Annotated in this window: 12 protein-coding genes; 6 read left to right on the top strand and 6 right to left on the bottom strand. The window is 40.2% G+C overall.

The window, feature by feature from the left end; all coding sequences use genetic code 11:
• Window positions 1-108 precede the first annotated feature (108 nt).
• The 6 genes from BUA60_RS17695 to BUA60_RS17670 all read right to left on the bottom strand — a co-directional run bounded on the left by BUA60_RS17695 (window position 109) and on the right by BUA60_RS17670 (window position 8,246).
• Window positions 109-3,021, bottom strand: a complete 2,913-nt coding sequence (locus tag BUA60_RS17695) for a serine hydrolase domain-containing protein (protein WP_072864113.1) — start codon at window positions 3,019-3,021, stop codon at window positions 109-111.
• A gap of 104 nt (window positions 3,022-3,125) precedes the next feature.
• Window positions 3,126-3,608, bottom strand: coding sequence for an ABC transporter ATPase (locus BUA60_RS17690; protein WP_072864002.1), 483 nt, complete (start codon window positions 3,606-3,608; stop codon window positions 3,126-3,128).
• Between the two features lie 181 nt (window positions 3,609-3,789).
• Window positions 3,790-4,581: a (Fe-S)-binding protein gene (locus BUA60_RS17685; RefSeq protein ID WP_072864001.1), complete on the bottom strand. Its 792-nt coding sequence runs from the start codon at window positions 4,579-4,581 to the stop codon at window positions 3,790-3,792.
• 16 nt (window positions 4,582-4,597) lie between these two features.
• On the bottom strand, window positions 4,598-5,923 hold the full coding sequence (locus tag BUA60_RS17680; RefSeq protein WP_072863999.1) for a 4Fe-4S dicluster domain-containing protein: 1,326 nt from the start codon (window positions 5,921-5,923) through the stop codon (window positions 4,598-4,600).
• A gap of 11 nt (window positions 5,924-5,934) precedes the next feature.
• The gene (locus BUA60_RS17675) at window positions 5,935-6,891 is read right to left on the bottom strand and encodes an MlaD family protein (protein WP_072863997.1); all 957 of its coding nucleotides are present in this window, start codon (window positions 6,889-6,891) and stop codon (window positions 5,935-5,937) included.
• 56 nt (window positions 6,892-6,947) lie between these two features.
• Window positions 6,948-8,246: an N-acetylmuramoyl-L-alanine amidase family protein gene (locus BUA60_RS17670; protein ID WP_072863995.1), complete on the bottom strand. Its 1,299-nt coding sequence runs from the start codon at window positions 8,244-8,246 to the stop codon at window positions 6,948-6,950.
• A 129-nt stretch (window positions 8,247-8,375) separates the two neighbouring features.
• Here BUA60_RS17670 and BUA60_RS17665 point away from each other — a divergent pair, with 129 nt between their 5' ends.
• From BUA60_RS17665 to BUA60_RS17640, 6 genes are all read left to right on the top strand, one after another.
• Window positions 8,376-11,081: a putative LPS assembly protein LptD gene (locus BUA60_RS17665; RefSeq protein WP_072863993.1), complete on the top strand. Its 2,706-nt coding sequence runs from the start codon at window positions 8,376-8,378 to the stop codon at window positions 11,079-11,081.
• A 331-nt stretch (window positions 11,082-11,412) separates the two neighbouring features.
• A complete protein-coding gene (locus BUA60_RS17660) occupies window positions 11,413-14,421 on the top strand; it encodes a DNA polymerase III subunit alpha (RefSeq protein ID WP_072863991.1) in 3,009 nt (1,002 codons plus the stop codon).
• A 437-nt stretch (window positions 14,422-14,858) separates the two neighbouring features.
• Window positions 14,859-15,716, top strand: coding sequence for a LytR/AlgR family response regulator transcription factor (locus BUA60_RS17655; protein WP_072863989.1), 858 nt, complete (start codon window positions 14,859-14,861; stop codon window positions 15,714-15,716).
• 235 nt (window positions 15,717-15,951) lie between these two features.
• On the top strand, window positions 15,952-17,142 hold the full coding sequence (locus BUA60_RS17650) for a cytochrome-c peroxidase (RefSeq protein WP_072863987.1): 1,191 nt from the start codon (window positions 15,952-15,954) through the stop codon (window positions 17,140-17,142).
• Between the two features lie 18 nt (window positions 17,143-17,160).
• Window positions 17,161-18,669, top strand: coding sequence for a parallel beta-helix domain-containing protein (locus BUA60_RS17645; protein ID WP_072863985.1), 1,509 nt, complete (start codon window positions 17,161-17,163; stop codon window positions 18,667-18,669).
• 71 nt (window positions 18,670-18,740) lie between these two features.
• Window positions 18,741-21,827: a SusC/RagA family TonB-linked outer membrane protein gene (locus tag BUA60_RS17640; RefSeq protein ID WP_072863983.1), complete on the top strand. Its 3,087-nt coding sequence runs from the start codon at window positions 18,741-18,743 to the stop codon at window positions 21,825-21,827.
• The last annotated feature ends 1 nt before the right edge of the window (window position 21,828 follow it).

Here is a 21,828-nt window from a genome sequence, read left to right as displayed (position 1 = left end):
CCCTAAAAAAAATTAGTCGAAGGAAAATGGATAAAATTTCAGAATGACTAAAACAAAATGATAAATTCCTCCTATAAACCCTGATTTATATTTATACAAAGTAAAGGTTTAATTTATAATCGATTCATAAATGGCCTTCTGAATCCTTGTTCTTAACCCAGATTTAACTAAAAGGGTATTGGAAGCCGATGGGTAGGTCCTGTTGGACAAAAAAACATATACCAAATCCTTTTCGGGATCGGCCCAAGTATAAGTACCTGTAAATCCACTATGTCCGAAACTTTTCCTTGAAACCAAACTGCAGGCGGGACCGCCGCCATTTGGTTCCGGTTTATCGAAACCTATACCACGCCGGACATTTCTATCACAAAAGTAGCAGGTATTAAACTTCTTGATCGTTCTGGCCTCCAAGAACTGTTGTCCACCGTAAAAGCCATTTTGAAGATACATCTGCATAATCTTGGCAACATCATTGGCATTACTGAATAGTCCGGCATGCCCCCCTACTCCACCTTGCATGGCAGCCCCCATATCATGCACATAACCCTGTACCGTCTGATATCTATAGTAATTATCTTCCTCCGATGGAACTATATCCCCCTTTAAAAATCTGTCCAAAGGATTATAACTGGTATGAGTGGCACCTATGGGCTTATACAAAAACTCATCGGCCAAACTATCCAACCGCGTTTTGTACGTATCCTCTATATATTTTTTCATTACGTAATAGGCTATGTCGCTATAACGATACCTATTGGACTTTAAGTGCTGTCTACCAATCCTATTGTAAATGGAATCCTTGTACATATCGGATATGAATAACTGATCGGCCACCTTAACAGAAAAACCATTTGTTGGCTGAGACCTATAAAACTGATTGGAAGGTTTTCTCTTCTCGTCCAAGGTATTGATGTAAAAGGCAATCCAGGCGGGCAATCTACCATAATGGGATAACGCCTTTAGAACAGTCACATTTTTCAACTCGGTATCCGAATAGTCCGGTATAAGTTCCTCAAAGGTGTTATCCAAAGCAATTTTACCCTCCTCTTCCATCTTCATTACCATAGGCAAGGTTGCCAATATCTTGGTAATGGATGCCAAATCATAAATATGGTCCGGTGTTATTTTTTCGTCGGAATCATAGGTTGGCTTTCCAAACCCTTTATTGTAGATTACTTTTCCCTTCCTAGCGACAACGATCTGTGCTCCTGGAAACATCAAGGAATCAATCCCATTTTTAACCATTTCATCCACTTTGGCCAATTTACTGGAACTTATTCCAACCCTCTCCGGAAAACTATATCCCAAACGCATCAAGGACTCTAAAGGAATAGTTGTATTAACAGGAAAGTCACTGTGGGAGGTAACTGGCAAAATCCCTTTTGCCGGAAGTGCCCCAAAAATTACCTGTGCTGTTTTTTCCTGGGCCAATTCACTATTTTGGTACCCCACGATCACGGCGTCGATGCTGTCAAAAGAGGGCACCTCCAATAGAGCATAGGGTTTTGCAAATACGGCTAAAATAAGATTGGAGGTGCGCTCCTTCGCTATTTCCCCTAACCATGAAAGTTCATTTTTGGTAAATTTATAAGCTTTCCACGGGCTTTCATTACTTTTGTGCAACCCTATAATCACTAAATTGTACTCACTTAGCTTCTGCTTTAAAGTGGTTATATCCTTACCATTAATCTGTGTTACAGTAGCATATTTGTTCAATTCCCTCAGAAAGGGGTCACTTTCCGCATCCCCAAACTTTACATAGGCAATTTTCTTATTTTCCAACTTTTTGATGGCCAACAATGAAAAGTCGTTTTTAACTACGGTAATGGCATTCTCTATAGCTTCCTCATACAAAATATCATCCTCCAAAGAATTTAATTCTTCATAAAGATTTTTGGTATCTATAGGTTTATAGGCGTTAAGACCCACCTTATATTTTGCCATCAGAATCTTCTTTACGGAAGTGGCAAGTCTGTTTTCTGTAATCCTACCTTTATTATAGGCTTCCAAAAGTTTGGCCTTGGCCTTGGCAACATCCAAAGGCATTAACAGAATATCATTCCCAGCCAAAAACGCGGATAGTTCTACCTCACCTTCTTTGGCAAAATTGGATACACCCTTCATATTTAGCGCATCGGTGAATACCAATCCCTTAAAGTTTAATTGTTCCTGTAATACATCCCCAATAATCTGCTCGGATAAGGACGAAGGATGGCCTTCCTTTATTTCTAGGCTTGGTACGCTTAAATGAGCCACCATAACGCTACTTAGACCTTCCTTGATCAATTTTCTATAGGGATATAGCTCAATACTGTCCAAACGCTCCCTTGTAAAATCGATTACCGGCAATGCCTTGTGCGAATCCACAGCGGTATCGCCATGTCCTGGAAAATGCTTCCCACTTGACAAAACTCCGGCCTTTTCCATACCTCTCATGTAGGCAATCCCTTTTTGTGCCACATTTTCGCGGTCCTCTCCAAATGAGCGATTCCCAATTATAGGATTCTGAGGATTTATATTGATATCTATGTCAGGGGCAAAATTAATATGCACTCCCAATCTTTTTGCGTGTTCGCCTATCCGGTGTCCTACTTTTTCCACTATGGCATTATCCTTAATAGCCCCTAAGGTCATATTCCAGGGGAAGGCATAGGTAGAATCCAATCTCATTGCCAGACCCCATTCGGCATCCATACCTATCATTAACGGAACTTTGGAGTTCTTTTGAAAATCGTTAGTCAATTGTGCCTGACGAACGGGACCGCCCGTAGAAAAAATAACCCCCCCAATGTGATGTTCCTTGATCAACTTTTTTGTTCTTTCCGTACTGGCCTTATCCTGGTCCGAAGTAACCATCACCATAAACAACTGTCCCAATCTTTCATCCAGGGACATTTGACTATATGTAGTCTCCACCCAGTTTCGTTGAGCCAAAGTATCCTTGGTCACCAAAGGGTTTATTTGACCTTGAACTGTGTAAATTGATAATATGAATAGTAATACTAGGTAATTAATGCGCATAAAAAGATCCATCTTTGATGGTAACTAAGAATTATTTGAATTATTATACTTATTCGAAAAACAACCCAAACCCATGGTTTAGTTGTATTTTCAACCGGTGAAGCCTACATAAAACGACCATGCCAGCTTTCTTCCGCAGGCACCTCCCAATGATTCTGGTATTCGTGCTTATTGGTTACCAAATTATTAAAGACAATGGTATTTTTAGAAACGGCTTTCTGCTTGGCCATTTTTTTGAAGTCGACCAAGGATTTGTAAGCCACAAAATCACCCTGCTTATAAGACACGTTCATCTTGTCCAACAATTCTACCTTATACTTTTGTTCCAACTGTTGAATAAAGCGTACCGAAGCGTCTATGGAACATCCGGTAGCAGCGTTGAGGGTTTGATCTAGGGCAAGGATAATAAACCTGTTATATCTAATTTCATAGCCAGCACGCAAATCGCTGCCATGAGCGGTCCAATCTGCTATAAAGGCATCCAGTTCCTGCCTTAGCTGCTGTAATTCTTCCTCAGAAAAACTTCTACTGGCTTGAAAGATCCAAACTCTAGATTCATCCGGTAATGTATTAAATTCTACGAGCATCTATTAAATTTTTAATGTTCACCCAAACGATTCAATTATTTAGTATTCGTCCGGTTTTATTCTACCTGGTTTTGATCTTGGTCTGTCTAATTCTAAAGATTGGTTATTAACTTCTATTTTAATATTCTCCTTAAACTATTCAAAGCCAAACGAGAATATCATGGTTATTGTTGTGTCCAATTTACAAATCCTCTGCACTGGCTATCAACTCGGCAATATCCATTACTGCCACGGAGGATTCCTTTTCCTTATTTTTTACCCCATCGGTCAGCATAGTGTTACAAAACGGACATCCTGCCGCAATTATTTCCGGTTTAATATCCAAAGCTTGTTCCGTGCGTTCAATATTAATATCCTTACTTCCTTTTTCCGGCTCTTTGAACATTTGTGCTCCTCCAGCTCCACAACACAATCCGCGCTTTTTGCAATTTTTCATTTCCACCAATTCGGCATCCAACTTGCGTATTAAATCGCGAGGAGCTTCATACACGTTATTGGCCCTTCCCAAATAACAAGGGTCATGAAAAGTTATTCTTTTCCCTTTAAACTGACCACCTTCCATACTAATTCGGCCATCATCCAACAACTGTTTTAAGAACTGGGTATGGTGCACTACCTCATAATTACCTCCAAGGCCGGGATATTCATTTTTCAGGGTATTAAAACAATGAGGGCAAGCCGTTACCACTTTCTTTACTTCGTAAGCGTTTAAAACCTCAATATTGGTCACTGCCTGCATCTGAAACAAAAATTCATTCCCCGCCCTTTTTGCAGGATCTCCCGTACAGCTCTCTTCGGTACCCAAAACGGCAAAACTAACATTCGCCTTGTTTAAAATCTTGACAAAGGCTTTCGTAATTTTTTTTGCACGATCATCAAAACTTCCTGCACAGCCTACCCAAAACAACACTTCTGGTTGCTGGCCTGCGGCAAAAAGTTCTGCCATTGTGGGTACTTTCAATTCATTTTCCATGTTAACGGTAATTTCTTTATGATTCCTTGGACCAGTTAAGCCTATCCATTTGGTTGAATGGCCAAGGTGCCCCATTATTTTCAATATTTCCCATCATATTGTTTAAGTCCGATGGTGCGGCAGATTGCTCCATAACCAAATATTGTCTCATATCCATAATAATGGACAAAGGATCAATACTAACGGGACAGGCCTCTACACAAGCATTACACGAGGTACATGCCCAAAGTTCCTCATGGGTTATATAGTCTCCCAACAACTGTTTACCATCTGCAACGAACTCTCCCTTATTGGCATCAATATTCTTGCCAACTTCTTCCAACCTATCCCTGGTATCCATCATAATTTTACGGGGGGATAACTTTTTACCCGTTTGGTTGGCTGGGCATTCACTGGTACATCTACCACATTCCGTACAAGTATAGGCATTCAGCAATTGCACCCATTTAAGGTCCATAACATCCGAAGCTCCAAATTTTTCAGGTACGGGTGCATGCTCATCCGGTGCGGCGAATGGATCGGCACTCGGATCCATCATGAGCTTTACTTCCTTGGTCACTGCCTCTAGATTTTCGAACTGTCCCTTAGGTTTTAGCCTTCCAAAATAAGTGTTTGGAAATGCCAACAAAATATGTAAATGCTTGGAATAATATAAATAATTCAGGAACATTAAAATACCAACAATATGCAACCACCATGCCGACCTTTCTATCAAAATGATAGAGGATGTCGACATATCTTGAAATAAGGGGGCAATGAATTGGCTAATGGGAAAAGCCCCTGCCTTGGTATAATGGGCCACGTTCATTTGCTGTAATTGATAATCAGCGGCATTCATGGTCAAAAAAAGTATCATCAGTACCAATTCTATGTAAAGAATCAAATTTCCATCTTTTTTAGGCCACCCTTTCATCTCCGGATTCAGGAATCTCTTTAACTTGATCAGATTCCTGCGGATCCAAAAAACAACCACCGCAACAATGACCAACAAGGCCAGTATTTCGAAAGATCCAATTAGAAAACTGTAAAATCTACCCAAAAAGGCAAATATCCTATGGGAACCTAGAAGACCATCTATAATAATTTCGAGGACCTCGATATTAATAATAATAAAACCTAGATAGACTATGATGTGAAGAATCCCGGGTATAGGACGTACTACCATTTTAGTCTGTCCCAGTGCAATCCTGAACATATTGTTCCACCTTTGGGGTTTATTATCACTGGTGTCGACAGCTTTACCCAATTTTATATTTCGGGAGAGCTTTTTAATATTTTTTGCAAAAAATCCAATTCCCGCAAAAAGTATAATTGCAAAAATAATATTAGAAATATATTCCATATTGTGGTTCTCTATTTGTCGGCCGGGTCTTCTTCAGGAATGGTGTAATCTATTTGTTTTTTACCAAAAACGGAAACATTCACATAACGTTTGGGATTTAAGCGAAAATCCTGCAAAAGTAAATCCAGTTCCCTAGAGGCGTCGGCTAGATTGTTGTAAAGTTCTTTGTCATTAACCAATTTACCCAAAGAACCCTCTCCTCCTTCAATTTTCCCCATCATATCATTGATTTTCCCCATGGTCGATTGCAAACCTTTTATAGTCTCGCCCAGTCCGGCATTGGCCAATGTATCTGAAAGTTTGCTAAAATTATCGGTGATGACACCTAAATTAGTGATTGACTTGTCCAGATCATCCTTGTTATCCGTTAGAATTTGGTTTAGGGAATTAGCGCTTCCCTGAAAACTTCTTACCAATTCGTTCAATCCTGCTATACTTTCCCTTAGATCCTTTCTTGTTTTCAGGTCCAGAATATCATTAACGTTCATCAGCAAAGAGTCGGCATTGGTTACCGCACCTTCCACTTTCATTTGCAAGGGAGTCAAACGTTGCTGTACCAATTCCGTAAGTCCTGGTCTGGTACTGGAAGGAAGGGTATCTCCAGATTTTGCCATTTCGGCATCATCAAAAACGGGTTTTATCTGTATACCCTTACCTCCAATAATTCCGGTATCATATAATTCCGCACTACTATTTTTGGAAAAAGTGAAGCCGTTGTCTACCGTAAAGGTTACCAATAGATTCCCGGATGTATCATTGAATTTAATATCATTAACCTTCCCTACGGAAAAGCCATTGATGGTAACCTGTGTACCGGATTGCAATCCTCCCACATGCTGATATACCGCATAGAAAGTTTTGCTATTATCGAAAAGAGGTGTGGATTTTAAATAACTAAAACCAAGTATGAATAAAAGGATACCCCCTAAGACTATAATACCCGTTTTTATTTCCCTAGATATTTTCAAAAGCTTTTATTTTCAGTTCCTAACAAAATTAGAAATAATTTTTAGATGAGCGACTATTATTCTGAAACGTATTTAAGAGCTTCCGTTTCGGAAATTCGAACCCCATCCTTATAGGCTACTATATATGATGTATTGTACCCTTTGGCGTCTGCGTTGCTCTTTAGAAGGGTGGCTTGAAAATGGGAATCAGTATTGCCATACATATAACGATATAGATTCTTATAAGGCTCTTTGGACAAGGTATTCAACCCTTTAAAATTCTCTGAATCCAACGGAATATTTTTTGAGCTTGCAAAAATTTGTACCTTAAAAATAATGTTTTCGGTTTTCTTGGGTTCCTTTTCAACTATTTTGGGCGCTTCTTTCTCTATAGGCTCCTTAACAATTTCCTTGGTAGTATTATCCGTTTCATTCTTTACTACCAGCACTGTCTTAGGAATGTTCTTGACCGGTTTTTGTTCCAGAACGAGTTGTTCAGACTTCTTTCCCCCCGTAGTTGTGGTTGATTTCTTAATCTCTTCCTGCTTTGGTTCTGGGGCAACAGGAGTATTGTTCATAGCTATCTCCTCCGTGCCCGATATCATTTCACCCTTGTAGGTCAGAATGGCATCTGCAATGGCCTTGCCCATTTCATTATGTCCTTTGGCAGAATTTAAATAGGCACCTTCAGCCTTGTTCGTTAAAAATCCGGTTTCTACCAGAACGCTGGGCATAAAGGTCTGATGAAGAACAATAAAGCCAGCTTGCTTCACTTTTCTGTCAGTTCTCTTCAACTTGTTAGAAAAATTATCCTGCATCAATTTTGCAAGATTGATACTTTGATCCAGAAATTCTTCTTGCATAATGGTAAGACCTATTATTGATTCAGGGGAATTAATGTCGTAGGCGGCATATCTGCTTTCATAATTATCCTCCAAATATATTACCGAGTTTTCCTTCTTTGCTATTTCAAAGTTTTGTTTATTGGCGTGCAACCCCAATACAAAAGTGCCTGCCCCATGGGCATCGGAACTATGTGAATCACAGTGAACCGAAACAAACAAATCCGCATTGGCCTTATTAGCTATTTCACCCCTACGGTACAAATCTACAAAGGTATCGTCCTTACGTGTATAAATGACCTTGATATTGGGGTTCCTTTCCAAAATTTCCCCTACTTTTAATACAATCTTCAAGGCTATATTTTTTTCCAAATATCCGTTCCCCAAATTGCCCGGATCATGACCGCCATGCCCTGCATCCAAAACAACGACAAATTTTCCATCATTGTCATCTGCGGTTATATTTGAGCTGAAAGAAGTGAGGAAATATGTTAAAATTATAAATGGAATGATATAAAACCGTTTCATATTCATATAACTAGAGATAATTTGATCTTTTAATTAGGTTAAATTTATCGCAATACCCTACAAGCGGAACAAAAAATATATGTAAGTTTGAACCCAAAATGTAGCTAAACCGTTACAAAAATAGGATATATAGCTTTGCAATCAAATAAACATCATGTACTTTTCCTATTGCTCCTATTATATGGTGCATTTACTGCATCTGCCCAAGAAGACCAAATTAAGTCCCTACCTATTGTTGCTTTTAGGGACACTATAAAAGCGCCCCTTATGCCGGATCCTAAATTGCAGGATACTCTTCTGAAGGATACTACAAAAGTAGACTCTTTAAACGGTAAAAAACCACTTCTCCTGGACAAAATAAAATACAAGGCCAAGGATTATGTGAAGATGAGTCAAAAAGATCAAAAAATTTATCTTTATAACGAAGCCGAGCTCTATTACCAAGATACAGAATTAAAGGCTGGAATCATTATTATGGACTATGTAAAGAATGAAGTCTATGCAGGACGCCTAAAAGATTCCTTAGGAAATTATACCCAATTACCATTTTTTAAACAGGGTACAAATGAAGTAATTCCAGACTCCATAAGGTTTAATTTTGACACCCAAAAGGCTATTATATGGAACTCCAGAACGGAACAACAGGCAGGTTTGGGCCAGTTGGGCAGTGATGCCATGAAGGTCTATGCAGAGATTACCAAAAAAGAAAACGATTCCGTTTATTTCCTTAGTGAGGGCAAGTTAACAACCTCTAAGGACACCGTAAATCCTGATTACTACATCCGCGTAAAAAAGGCCAAATTTGTACCACAAAAAAAGGTAATTGCCGGATTCAGCAACCTGTATATAGCCGACGTACCTACCCCCGTGGCACTTCCATTTGCCTATTTCCCTTTGACTGTTGGCAGAACTGCCGGAGTCATGATGCCCACTTTTGGGAGCGACCCTGACCGAGGATATTTCTTGCAAAACGGTGGGTACTATGTTCCCATAAACGATTATGTAGACCTTACCCTTACGGGAGATCTATATACCAACGGTAGTTATGGATTTAGAACCCAATCCGTATACAGTAAAAGATATAAGTATAGAGGGAATGTAAATTTTAGATACGAAAACCTGGTCACCAGTCAAAAAGGATTTAGCGATTACAGTAGATCTACCATATACAATATCCAAGTTTCGCATGCCCAGGATGCCAAAAGCAATCCAAATTCCAGGTTTCAAGCCTCGGTAAACCTGGGTAGTAGTTCCTATTACAGGAATTCCCTGTTGCAACAGAACCTGCCCAATACCCAGGTAAACAATTTATCATCCTCCATATCATACTCCAAGACGTTCCCGGAATATCCGTCCGTAAACCTAAGCTTAACGGCCACGCATAACCAAAACACCAACACAGGGGTAGTTGATGTTACCTTGCCTACTTTGCAAGCCAGTATGGAACGAATATTTCCTTTCGCACCACGTGAAGGCATAAAAAAAGGAATCATTCAAAATGTAAACTTTCAATATAACCTAAACGCAAGAAATAGTATTACTACAACTGAGGATGATTTCTTGACGGGTAGAATGTTCGATAATACACGTTTTGGCGCCCGAAACACTATTCCCCTGAGTACCAATTTTAAAGTAGCCAAACATTTTAGCGTAAGCGTGGGCGGTTCCTATGAGGACGTTTGGGCCATTGAAACTTATGAAAGGGGTTATGACTCGGATACCAAAAGTGAAGTTGTAACGGATACCATCAATGGATTTGACCGCTATGGCACCTATAACTTTAGTGCCAGTATCGGGACCACTTTATACGGTTTGGTAAACTTTGGGGAGGATAAAAAAATACAGGCCATTAGACACGTAATGAGGCCATCTGTCAGTTATGGCTACACCCCCTCATTCGATCAATATTATGACAGCTATATTGGTGCCGATGATGAATTGGAGCTCTATAGCCGTTTCGAAGGTACATTGAACGGTGCACCAGGCCTAAACAAATCCAGTTCAATGAGCTTTTCCTTGGGCAATCAATTTGAGGCCAAGGTGCGCGACAAAGATTCCACGGCTACCAAACCGAAAAAAATATCGCTGTTAAGTAATCTTAACTTATCGACCGGATATAATTTTGAAGCAGATTCATTAAAGTTAAGTCCATTGAACCTAAGTGGTGGAACCAACATCCTCAACAATAAAATGGCTATTAACTTTGGTGCCAGTTTGGACCCCTATGCCATAGATAACAATGGAACCCGTATAAACACCTTCAATGTGGACAACGGAGGAAGCCTGTTTAGGCTTACAACCGCAAGAGCCAATCTTAGCTACTCCCTTAGTAGTGAAACTTTTGGAAAAAAGAAAGATGAAAAGAAAGAGGACAAGAAAGATGAATACGATTATGTAGCAGCAAGCGGTGGTAGGGATGACGATCTGTTTGGAAGGGCCAACGACTTTAACGAAAATAGACCGGAAGACGAAAGGGACAAGGATTCCGAAGACGTGGAAAATCCGGTTTATGGTACAAAATTGCCATGGGATCTTAGATTGGCATATGCAGTTAATTACAGTAATTCCAATAGACAAAATACCATTGGCAGCCATTCCCTAATGTTTTCCGGGAACATACAACTTTCCCCGAGGTGGAAAATTGGTGGTTCTTCCGGTTATGATTTCAAAAACAAAGGATTTACCCTTACCCAATTACGGTTCGAGAGGGACCTTAAAAGTTTTAGAATGAACTTTAACTGGACTCCCTTCGGAACCTATAAACGTTGGTATTTCTTCATAGGAATAAAAAGCTCCATACTACAAGATCTTAAATGGGAAAACCGGAGCAAACGGAACTAATTTAATATAAGCTATTGGTTTTCCACTAGCCCATGAAGCAGTGGGCCCCGACTTTTCTCTATATGCCTAACGTTAATCCACGGCCATTTGATTAGGCGCAAAAGGGAGTTAAAAATCGCAAGCAAACGACAAAATGGCTCAATAAGCCTTATCTTTAGCTTTAGGAATTAAGCGGATTCACAAGCTTAATTTTATTGTTAATGGCCCATGTTATATACACGGTATGCCCATTATATTTTAAAGACATATGCAGCAGGGCATTTGTATTAAATTCCAAGTAAAATCCTTGTTCCAACGTCCAATACCGTGACTTTCATTTCAACGTCAAAATATGTACCTAAACTGCCATACATATTACAGCCTTCGCTTCGGAACCATGTCCGAAGTGGAACTCTTGGAATTGGCCGAAAAAAACCAGGTACATCATTTGGCGCTTACCGATATCAATAACACCTCGGCAGGATTGAACTTTGTAAGAAAGGCACAGGAAAAGGGCATTAAACCTATCGTGGGAATCGACTTTAGAAACGGGATAGATCCCTGTTTTGTTGGTTTGGCCAAAAACAACAATGGATACCAAGAGTTGAACAATTTCCTGTCCGAACATTTGCATCATGATAAAAAAATTGAATCCCGAGCTCCTGTTTTTAATGATGCATTTGTAATATATCCGTTCGAAAAAGTATTACAGAATAAACAGGATTCCTTTTTGGAGCACGAGTTTATAGGCATATCCATCAAAGATCTAAGGAGGTTGCCGTTTACCAAAATATTGGATCATAGGGATAAATTGGTGGTTCAACAAGCTGTTACTTTCAGAAATAAACGCGACTTTAATGCTCACAGGCTGCTTCGCGCCATAGACAACAACATCCTCTTAAGTAAATTGTCCCAAAGCGAGGAAGCTGATCCTGATGAGAAAATGCTTCCCTTGGATGACCTGTTATCCGCTTTTTCCGAATATCGATTTATTTTGGAAAACACCGAGCGATTAATGGGGTCCTGCAATATTTATTTTGATTTCTCAGAAGACAGAAAGCCCCAAAATCTTGTTACATATCTAGGTGACACTAAAAAGGACGAGGCCCTATTGGAAGAATTGTGTCAAAAAGGATTACCAGAAAGATACAAACACATCAAAATAGATAAGGTAATTCTGGATCGTCTCCAAAAGGAATTGGACTTGATAAAGAAAATGGGATTTGTATCCTACTTTTTAATTAATTGGGATATAGTTTCACATGCCAGAAAACAGGGCTTTTTTTATGTGGGACGGGGAAGTGGGGCCAATAGTATAGTAGCCTATTTACTTCACATTACCGATGTAGACCCCATTGAACTAGACTTGTATTTTGAGCGTTTTATTAATCTATACCGTGTAAACCCTCCAGATTTTGATATAGACTTTTCATGGAAAGACCGCGAGGCCATGACCCAATATATCTTTGAGCGTTTCCCCAACGTTACACTCTTGGGAACCTATGTAACCTTTCAGGAAAAAGGGGTTGTACGGGAACTCGGCAAGGTGTTTGGACTACCCAAAGAGGAAATAGATGTTCTATGCGATAGAAAATATAATGTTTCGGAATTGGACAAGGTTGCCCTATTGGTCCTTAAGTACGGGCAATTGTTAAAAGGGATGCCCAATTATTTAAGTATCCATGCCGGTGGCATCCTCATAACCGAAAAACCCATTCATTATTTTTCAGCCACCCACCTCCCTCCCAAAGGTTATCCTACTACACAATTTGATATGGTGATAGCGGAAGATGTTGGTCTCTTTAAGTTCGACATCCTATCCCAACGCGGTCTGGCCAAAATTGAAGAGACCTTGGAAATCATAAGCTATAATCAACCTGAAGAAATTAGCAACATTGATATACATGATGTTACCCATTTTAAAAATGACCCCAACATCAACAAAATGGTCAAAAGCGCCCAATGTATGGGCTGCTTTTATGTTGAATCCCCGGCAATGCGAATGTTGTTAAAGAAACTGGAGGTGGATAATTATTTGGGTTTGGTAGCCGCCAGTTCCATAATACGCCCCGGAGTGGCCAAAAGTGGTATGATGCGGGAGTACATATTACGCCATCGGGATCCACAACGTGCCAAGGAAAGGGCACATCCGGTGATGTTGTCCATTATGCCGGAAACCTATGGTGTGATGGTGTATCAGGAGGATGTAATTAAGGTGGCCCACTATTTTGCCGATCTAACCCTTGGTGAGGCCGATGTCCTTAGGCGAGGTATGAGCGGTAAGTTTCGTTCCAGGGAGGAATTCCAAAAAGTGAAGGACAAGTTCGTGGATAATTGCAGAAATAAAGGGTATAACGATCCGCTTATTTTCGAAATATGGGACCAGGTTGCGAGTTTTGCAGGATACGCCTTCGCCAAAGGACATTCTGCCTCCTATGCAGTTGAAAGTTATCAGACCTTATTTCTAAAGGCGTACTACCCTTTTGAATATATGGTAGCCGTGCTTAACAATGGAGGTGGTTTCTATAGTGCCGAATTTTATATACACGAAGCACGCATGTTAGGGGCCGAAATTCATTCTCCCTGTATAAACAAAAGCTTTATGGGCAATTGCATTTATGGGAAAGAAATATACTTGGGGTATATGTACCTCAGAGATTTGGAAGGAAAAGTGGTAGAGCGCATTATAACTGAAAGGACAACCAATGGTCCATTTTTATCCTTGACCAATTTTTTGGATAGAGTCTACATATCCGTAGAACAATTGAGTATCCTTATCAGAATAGACGCCTTTGCATTTACAGGGATAAATAAACACGAACTGTTATGGCAAGCTCATCTTTCACTATCCAAAAACACCAAATTGGACCACCCTAAATTATTTAATGCTTCCCACCAACACTTTGAAATCCCTAAATTATACGTCACCGATTTGGAAATGGCCTTTACACAATTGGAACTAATGGGGTTTACCCTTTGCAGTCCGTTCAATATTTTGGCAGAGCCACCCAGCAACACCAATGGCAAAAGGGACCTGGAAGCCTATCTGGGCAAGAATATTGATATTTACGGATATCTTGTGACCGTAAAAAATACTAGGACCCATCAGGGAACCCGTATGAATTTTGCCACCTTGGTAGATCAACACGGGGAAGTATTTGACACCGTTCTTTTTCCGCCAATAGCCGCTAAATATTTCTTTAGGGGAAGAGGTATTTATCGCTTTTATGGAAAAGTAGTAAGCGAATTTGGCTTCTTGAGCATAGAGGTCATAAAAATGCAAAAACAAGATTATATTCCAGATCCTAGGTATGCCGATATGAAAACGAGTGTATTGAGACAGAATTCCGATAACAAATAAAATACAATCGTTCTATCTGTCGAGGGATGATTTATGAAATTGTGCTCAATTGTTTACTGCACCACCCTTCGGCTTTATGATCAGCCTGAATTTCACCTATTATTGGTAAACTGGAATACAGCTTGATTAAAAGTCAATTGCCTCGGCTCAAGCCTGTTTGCCAGCAATGTCTGGCCCATAAAGCATCGGAAGAAAACTACTAAAAACACTTCAACACCCGTCTAATAGAACATGCAGGACCGCCCGTTCCGTTACGGCAGGCAAGCGTCAGAGCATTCAAATCCCAACTAAAGAGTAAAATCAAAAACCCGTTTTAAAAAGATAATTTCGTGAGGGCATTCCTATAAAAACTATTTTCATTAGATTCGAAGTAGCAAAATAACCCAACCATTAAAACCATTAATTACCATGTCTTGTTTTTGTAACCGGTCCAACATATGAGGAAGCGTATAGAAGCAATATTAAAACAGGAAATCCCCTATCTGGATTCCCCTGGAAGCAAACTTTTATTGATCGGCTTTATTAGTCTGTATTCTTTCATTTTCATCAATATATATGCACCTTACAACATTAATAAATGGGGCGAAAATTATTATTGGGAGTTTATCCTTATAGGCTTTAGTGTACTTATTTTTACCCAGTTTATACTTCGTACAATTTTTGGTCCCAAAAGATTTAAAATCTATAGCTTACTCCCATGGGGACTTATGGAAATGGGATTAATGGCCATTATATTCGAGATTGCCTATAGTCCGCCCATGCGAACACTTCAAGAACAAATTTCGGAATTCCTGCTTACCTTTTGGCAAATAGGTTTAGTAGTGGTGGTGCCCTATACACTGTTTTTGTGGTATGCCCAAATCAAACAAAAATTATCCTCCTTCAAAGAAGAAATTCAGTACAACATAAAAAATACAGGCACCGAAGGGAACAGTGAATTATTGATTCTACATGGAGAAAACAATAAGGTGGTATTGGCCATAAAATACAACCAATTATTGTATATCAAATCTGCAGGTAATTATCTGGAACTCTTTTACTTTACGGGAGAAAAAATCAACAAGGAACTTATTAGAATGAGTTTCAAGGAGTTGGATGAAATTATCTCAGACCCTAAGGTAATCCGCGTCCATAGGTCCTATATGGTCAATACGGTATACATTAACTCCGCAAAGAAAACTAAAAAAGGGTACGCCCTTAATATCCAATATATCCCAGAGGAAAAAATTCCTGTTTCATTTGGTTACAAGACCGAGTTTGAAAAAATACTACAACCAAAAAAAATGTCCCATTAATCCCAAATAGGGATATTTCATCACAAAGTATAGTAGACATAATAGTTAGTTGAAACACCGTTGTTAATTTGTACCAATAGTGTATCTGCCTATACCAATGAACGGGGTATCACACATCTGTTTCCATATACAAGTGAGACCTGTTAGTTCAAATGTGGTAATTAAACCCTAATGTGACCTGGCACATATACAGTCCTAAATATCATTGAACAACTGAAGTATAAATTAAGACCAAATGATAAAAAGTAAGGTCATTTTAAAAGCAATTCTACCAGTGGTAATTCTAGGAATCTTGGCATTGGCATTTTTTGCGGGCCAAAGACCTTCAAGCTATTATCCCGTTCCCCTTTTAAAAAGCTCCTGTCCACCTGGATTTAAGCTGAACGAAAACAATGAGTGCATTGCAAAAAACCTATATAGTCAATACCCTACAACCAACAAGGCCGGTGTAGGCGGTCTAAAATCGGCCTTACCGGAAATTAGGGATGGTTTTTCTCCACAGGAAATTGATTTGGGAAGGTATTTGTTTTTTGACCCTGTTCTGTCTGCCGATCAAACCGTCTCCTGTGCCTCATGTCACGATCCCAACAAAGGATTAAGTGATGGACTCGCAGTTAGCCGTGGTATAGATAATAATAAATTGAAAAGGGCCGCACCGTCCCTTTATAATGTCGGCTATCTAAAAAAGCTCTTTTGGGACGGTCGTGCCTCGACCTTGGAAGAGCAAATGCTGGAACCATTGTTTTCCGAGATAGAAATGGGAAATACACCAGAAAATTTACTCAGGACCATCAATGATATTGAAAATTATAAAAAATTATTTGCAGAGGCGTATCCCAACAGGCTTAAGGATGAGCCCATTTTGCTCAAGGAAATCACCAACGCCATTGCGGCCTTCCAATCGTCCTTGGTTTCCTTGAACAGTAAATATGACCAATATGCACATGGCTATGACGGAGCCCTGAACAAAAACGAAATAGAAGGACTTAATATATTTAGATCTTTCGTGGCTCGCTGTGCAGAGTGCCACACCCCGCCCCTATTTACCAACCAACAATTTGCTGTAATCGGAACTCCAGAACCAGACGGATTACCAATAGATCCCGGAGCGGAAATTCCCTTTAATGACAAAAGCTTAAGAGGGGCCTTTAAGGTTCCCAGTCTAAGAAATATAGCACAAACCGCCCCTTATATGCACTCGGGAAGATTTAAAACCCTTCGTGAAACCGTTCAATTTTATACGGACGGTCGGGGCCATGCGGCACCTGATGGCGAGAACTTACTGATCCATTGGCACATATGGGAACCCAACTTAACCGATTACGAATTGGACCGTTTAGTAGATTTTCTCAAAACCCTGACCGACGAATCATTTAAACCAAAAGTTCCAGAGGTACTGCCTTCAGGACTTCATATATCCTCTTAATTAATAATCAATTAAAAAATGAAGAAAAAATCACCATTTTTAAAAATCCTCGGTTCCATTGTACTATTGGGTATTGGGGTGTTCATAGGAAAATCGTTCTTTGGACAAGATAATGTGGAGACTGTTCCTATTCCTTCTACCATAAAATATAGAAATATAGGGCTCAAAAACGACACTACACAAGTAGCTTCCAATCGAGAATTTACAGGAAAAATCATAGAAGTAAGAAAGGGCTCCTCCATTCAGGATGCCGTAAAAGAGGCAAATCCAGGAGATCTAATACGCGTATATCCAGGAACGTATTCGGAGAACGTATACATTGATAAGGATGATATTAGCTTACAAGGCGTAGTAATCAAAGGAGAATGGCCCACTTTGGATGGCAAAAAAGAAATAAACGATGCCTTCCTGTATTCCGGTAATGGAATTCTTATAGAGAATTTCAAAATAATCAACTACAAAGGCAATGGCATAATGGGCCAAGCTGGTAACAATTTTATTATCCGCAACAACTGGATTATTGATACCGGGGTTTATGGCATCTTTCCACAGTATGGCAAAAACGGGCTGGTGGAACATAACGTATTGAGCAAAATTGCGGATGCAGCCATATATATAGGCATGTGCGATAATGTAGATGTAAGACATAACGAAGTATTTGATAATGTTGCGGGAATAGAGATTGAAAATTCCAGGCACTGCTTGGTAGAAAACAATTATGCCCATAATAATACAGGGGGACTCCTAGCTTTTGTCACCCCCGGCCTTCCCATAAAGACCACCTTTGATGTTATACTGCGCAATAACTTTGTTGTAAACAACAACCATGAAAACTTTGGTGCCCCTGGATCAACGGTTTCCGGAATTCCATCGGGTACGGGTATTTTAATTATGGCTGCCGATGATGTCATTGTAGAGAACAATATTATTACAGGAAATAATAACACAGGGATTACCATAGTAGATCTCGCTACCGGTGCTCCAAAGGCAAATGACCCCAATTCCGAAGGAAATCCGGACAGGGTCGTTATACTGGATAATATCATGTTCAATAACGGCAATGACCCCACGGGTGAAATTAAGGCAATTATGCTTACCCAAATGGACACAAAGGGTCCCGACATTTTTGCCTATGGAGGTGGAACTGGCAGTACCATAAGGGATAAGAACAAATTCCGAACCTTTGGATTGGATGGCTACGGAGTAGCCCAAATTACCGATACTGAGGACATAGCAACTATGATGACCCCATCACCCGTACCCCCAAGATCCGTATCCAAAGAAGAGTTGGGCGAGCTTACATATTATGGGGTATGCGCAGGTTGTCACGCTTTTGGCACCAGATTGATAGGTCCGCCAACCGAAATCCTTCAGGCAATTCACCACGACAATCCCCAAGGTATAGTAGATTATATCACGGCACCAAAAAACCTAAGGGAAGACTACCCGGAAATGCCGCCACAAAATTATTTATCGGAGGAAGCCAAAATGGCGGTTGCCGAATATATCTTGGCACTGAAGCATTAAATCGTTCAAAATGTCCGCCACAAAAGGTAGTTACCAGAGAACAGCTTAAATAAACCACCAAACACAATTATATGAACAAACTAATTCTAATATTGGCCGTATTCGGTACCATAATTACTGCCGAGGCCCAAAAGACCATTTCCGGTCGCGTGCTGGAAAAAGACACCAATACCCCGCTCATTGGAGTGAGCGTATTGGTCAAAGGAACCAAGAAAGGGACGACCACGGATTTTGATGGGAATTATTCCTTGGCAAATATCGGCGATAATGATATTTTGGAATTCTCCTACATTGGGTATTCCACCAAGGAAATAGCGGTCACGAACCAAACAACAATTAATGTCTATATGGATATTAATGCGGAACAGATAGACGAGGTTGTGGTTACTGCACTAAACATCCAAAGGGACAAGGAGTCACTTGGATATTCCATCTCCCAAGTATCTTCTGAGGAAGTTAACGTAGCGCGGGAAAATAACATAGTGAATTCCCTTTCAGGAAAAGTATCCGGATTACAGATTACCCAATCCAATACTGGCGTTGACGGTTCCAGCCGGGTACTCCTTAGAGGCATCACTACCATTAACGGTAATAATAGACCATTGGTAGTCGTTGACGGTATTCCCATTAGCAATAGCTCGGGTGGAGCTAGCGGAAGCGGTGGCATAGACCGTGGCGATGCCCTATCGGATATCAATCCCGATGACGTTGAATCCATTAGTGTCCTTAAAGGGGCAGGTGCCGCTGCGGCCTATGGGTCACTAGGGATGAACGGGGTAATTTTGGTCACCACCAAATCGGGAATAAAAAAGGACGGTGTTGGTATTTCTTTCAATTCATCCTTCTCGTTTATAGATATTGCCTTAACTCCTGATTTACAGAATGAATATGGAGCAGGCGCATTTGGGGATTTTGCCCCGATAAACGCCAATGGGAGACCTGTTCTGGACTATCCCTTTTCATGGAGCTGGGGACCTAAAATGGAAGGTCAGACCTATACGAACTGGCTAGGAAGGCAAGACACCTATTCCCCCAATCCTATTAAGGATCCCTATCAAGAGTTTTATCAAACCGGCTTTGCTTTATCCAATACTTTGGCCTTTGAAGGTGCAGGTGACAAAGGCTCCTTTAGACTGGCCATTACGGATGAGGATGGGCAAGGCATCGTCAGCAATAATACATTGTCCAAACAGACATTTAATCTAAGGGGATCTACCAAATTAACGGATGGATTTAGTGTTGACGGAAAAATGACCTATATCACTTCCAAAATAAAAAACAGACCTCAATTGGCAGAAGGTAGTGGAAATACTTCCCTTCAACTTTCTTTAATGCCTCGGGATATCCGTTTGGATGATGTCCGAAACAATACCGTGAACGCTAACGGGGAAGAAATAAAATGGAACTTGGACAACACTTTCAACAATCCATATTGGGCTTTGGAAAATGCAGGCAATGTTGATAAAAAGGATCATTTTCAAGGCTTTATCTCGGCCAACTGGGATATTGATAACAAATTCAATATAACCGCAAAATCGAGTATAGATTATATTATTAGCGATTTTACAAGTTATGGGGCAACAGGAGCCCAGGCCATTGAAAACGGATTAGGTTCCTATAGACATGATGATAACAAAAGTAGTATTTGGAACTCCGATATTTTAGGAACCTATTCCACCAGCATTTCAGATTTCAATATAGGCCTAAGCCTTGGGGCCAACTACCGCAATGAGTACAGTAGCGACAAGAATATTTGGGGCAATGATGCCAAAGTTCCCAATTTTTATAGAATCGACAATTATAAGAATTCCTTTTCCTCTGAAAATATCACGAAAAAGGCCATTTATTCGTACTATGCATTGGGACAATTTAGTTACAAGGGCTACTTATATTTTGACGCTACCGTTAGAAATGATAATTCTTCAGCCTTGCCTCAAGCCAACAATTCATATTGGTACCATTCGGAGAACATGAGTTTGTTGTTCACAAAATTGTTGGGTATTAATTCCAGCATCTTAAGTACAGGTAAATTAAGGGGTTCCTTTGCCAAAGTTGGGAACGATACCAACCCTTATAGAACCCAGGCAGTCTACAACATAGATCAAACCGTTACATTGCCCTATACAGTGGCCTCTATTTCAGGAAGTCTTCCTTCTTTCGATTTAAGACCTGAAACTTCAGAGTCATGGGAAATTGGTGCCGATCTAGGTTTTCTGAAAAATCGGATTACATTGGATTTTACCTATTATAGGACGAATACCACAGACCAGATTATGGCGGTTCCAATCTCAGGAACCACGGCCTATTCCTCAAAAGTGATCAATGCAGGGGAAATTGAAAATAAGGGAATTGAAGCACAATTGAATTTGATTCCATTTGACTCCGAGAATTTTTCATGGGACCTAGGATTTAATTTCACAAAAGGTAACTCTAAGGTAATTACCCTGAATGAAGGATTGGAAAGTATTTCCCTTGGATCTCTTTGGACAGCTTCGGTTGAAGCCAGGCCCGGCCAAGAATTTGGCACCATTTATGGCAATGATTTTTTAAGGGATAATTTTGGTAGAAAGATTATTGGCGATGATGGCCTCGCCAAAAGGGGAGATCGTATTGCCCTGGGAAATATAAACCCGGATTGGTATGGGGGTTTTACCAGTAAGATTCGCTTTAAAAACTTCACTTTAAGTTCGCTCATCAGCGCTCAGGTGGGCGGGGAGTATTATTCCTATGGTCGAGGATACCGTTTGTTTTTCGGAACGGACGCCCGCAGTCTGGTAGGTAGGGAAAGTGGTATTATTGAAGAGGGCATCAATGAGCATACTGGGTTTGTAAACGACTCCCCAACCAGTGCTATGCTAAAACAATTTACAGATATATTCTCCAATGAGATCGCAACCGACCTCATTCTAGATGCAACCAATGTAAAACTTAGAGAGGTGGCATTGACTTTCGATCTACCCAGAAAAATGCTAAAAAACACCTTCATTCAATCGGCCGCCCTATCAGCAGTTGGCAGGAATTTACTCTTCCTTTACAACGCCGCTGGCGATATAGATCCTGAGGCAACCTATAGCAGTGGCCCGACCAGTACGGCCTTCGAACATTCATCACTGCCCTCTACGCGAAGTTATGGAATGAACCTAAAAATCAACTTTTAAT

The sequence above is a fragment of the Arenibacter palladensis genome (assembly GCF_900129275.1).
Taxonomy (GTDB): domain Bacteria; phylum Bacteroidota; class Bacteroidia; order Flavobacteriales; family Flavobacteriaceae; genus Arenibacter; species Arenibacter palladensis.
The sequence above is the reverse complement of the archived record's forward strand: the minus strand, read 5'-3'. Positions and strand labels throughout refer to the sequence as shown.

What these genes read in the sequence shown, in the direction of transcription:
- BUA60_RS17695 (WP_072864113.1), bottom strand. Translation starts at nt 3,021, where the DNA reads ATGCGCATTAATTACCTAGTATTACTATTCATATTATCAATTTACACA.
- BUA60_RS17690 (WP_072864002.1), bottom strand. Translation starts at nt 3,608, where the DNA reads ATGCTCGTAGAATTTAATACATTACCGGATGAATCTAGAGTTTGGATC.
- BUA60_RS17685 (WP_072864001.1), bottom strand. Translation starts at nt 4,581, where the DNA reads ATGGAAAATGAATTGAAAGTACCCACAATGGCAGAACTTTTTGCCGCA.
- BUA60_RS17680 (WP_072863999.1), bottom strand. Translation starts at nt 5,923, where the DNA reads ATGGAATATATTTCTAATATTATTTTTGCAATTATACTTTTTGCGGGA.
- BUA60_RS17670 (WP_072863995.1), bottom strand. Translation starts at nt 8,246, where the DNA reads ATGAATATGAAACGGTTTTATATCATTCCATTTATAATTTTAACATAT.
- BUA60_RS17660 (WP_072863991.1), top strand. Translation starts at nt 11,413, where the DNA reads ATGTACCTAAACTGCCATACATATTACAGCCTTCGCTTCGGAACCATG.
- BUA60_RS17655 (WP_072863989.1), top strand. Translation starts at nt 14,859, where the DNA reads ATGAGGAAGCGTATAGAAGCAATATTAAAACAGGAAATCCCCTATCTG.
- BUA60_RS17650 (WP_072863987.1), top strand. Translation starts at nt 15,952, where the DNA reads ATGATAAAAAGTAAGGTCATTTTAAAAGCAATTCTACCAGTGGTAATT.
- BUA60_RS17645 (WP_072863985.1), top strand. Translation starts at nt 17,161, where the DNA reads ATGAAGAAAAAATCACCATTTTTAAAAATCCTCGGTTCCATTGTACTA.
- BUA60_RS17640 (WP_072863983.1), top strand. Translation starts at nt 18,741, where the DNA reads ATGAACAAACTAATTCTAATATTGGCCGTATTCGGTACCATAATTACT.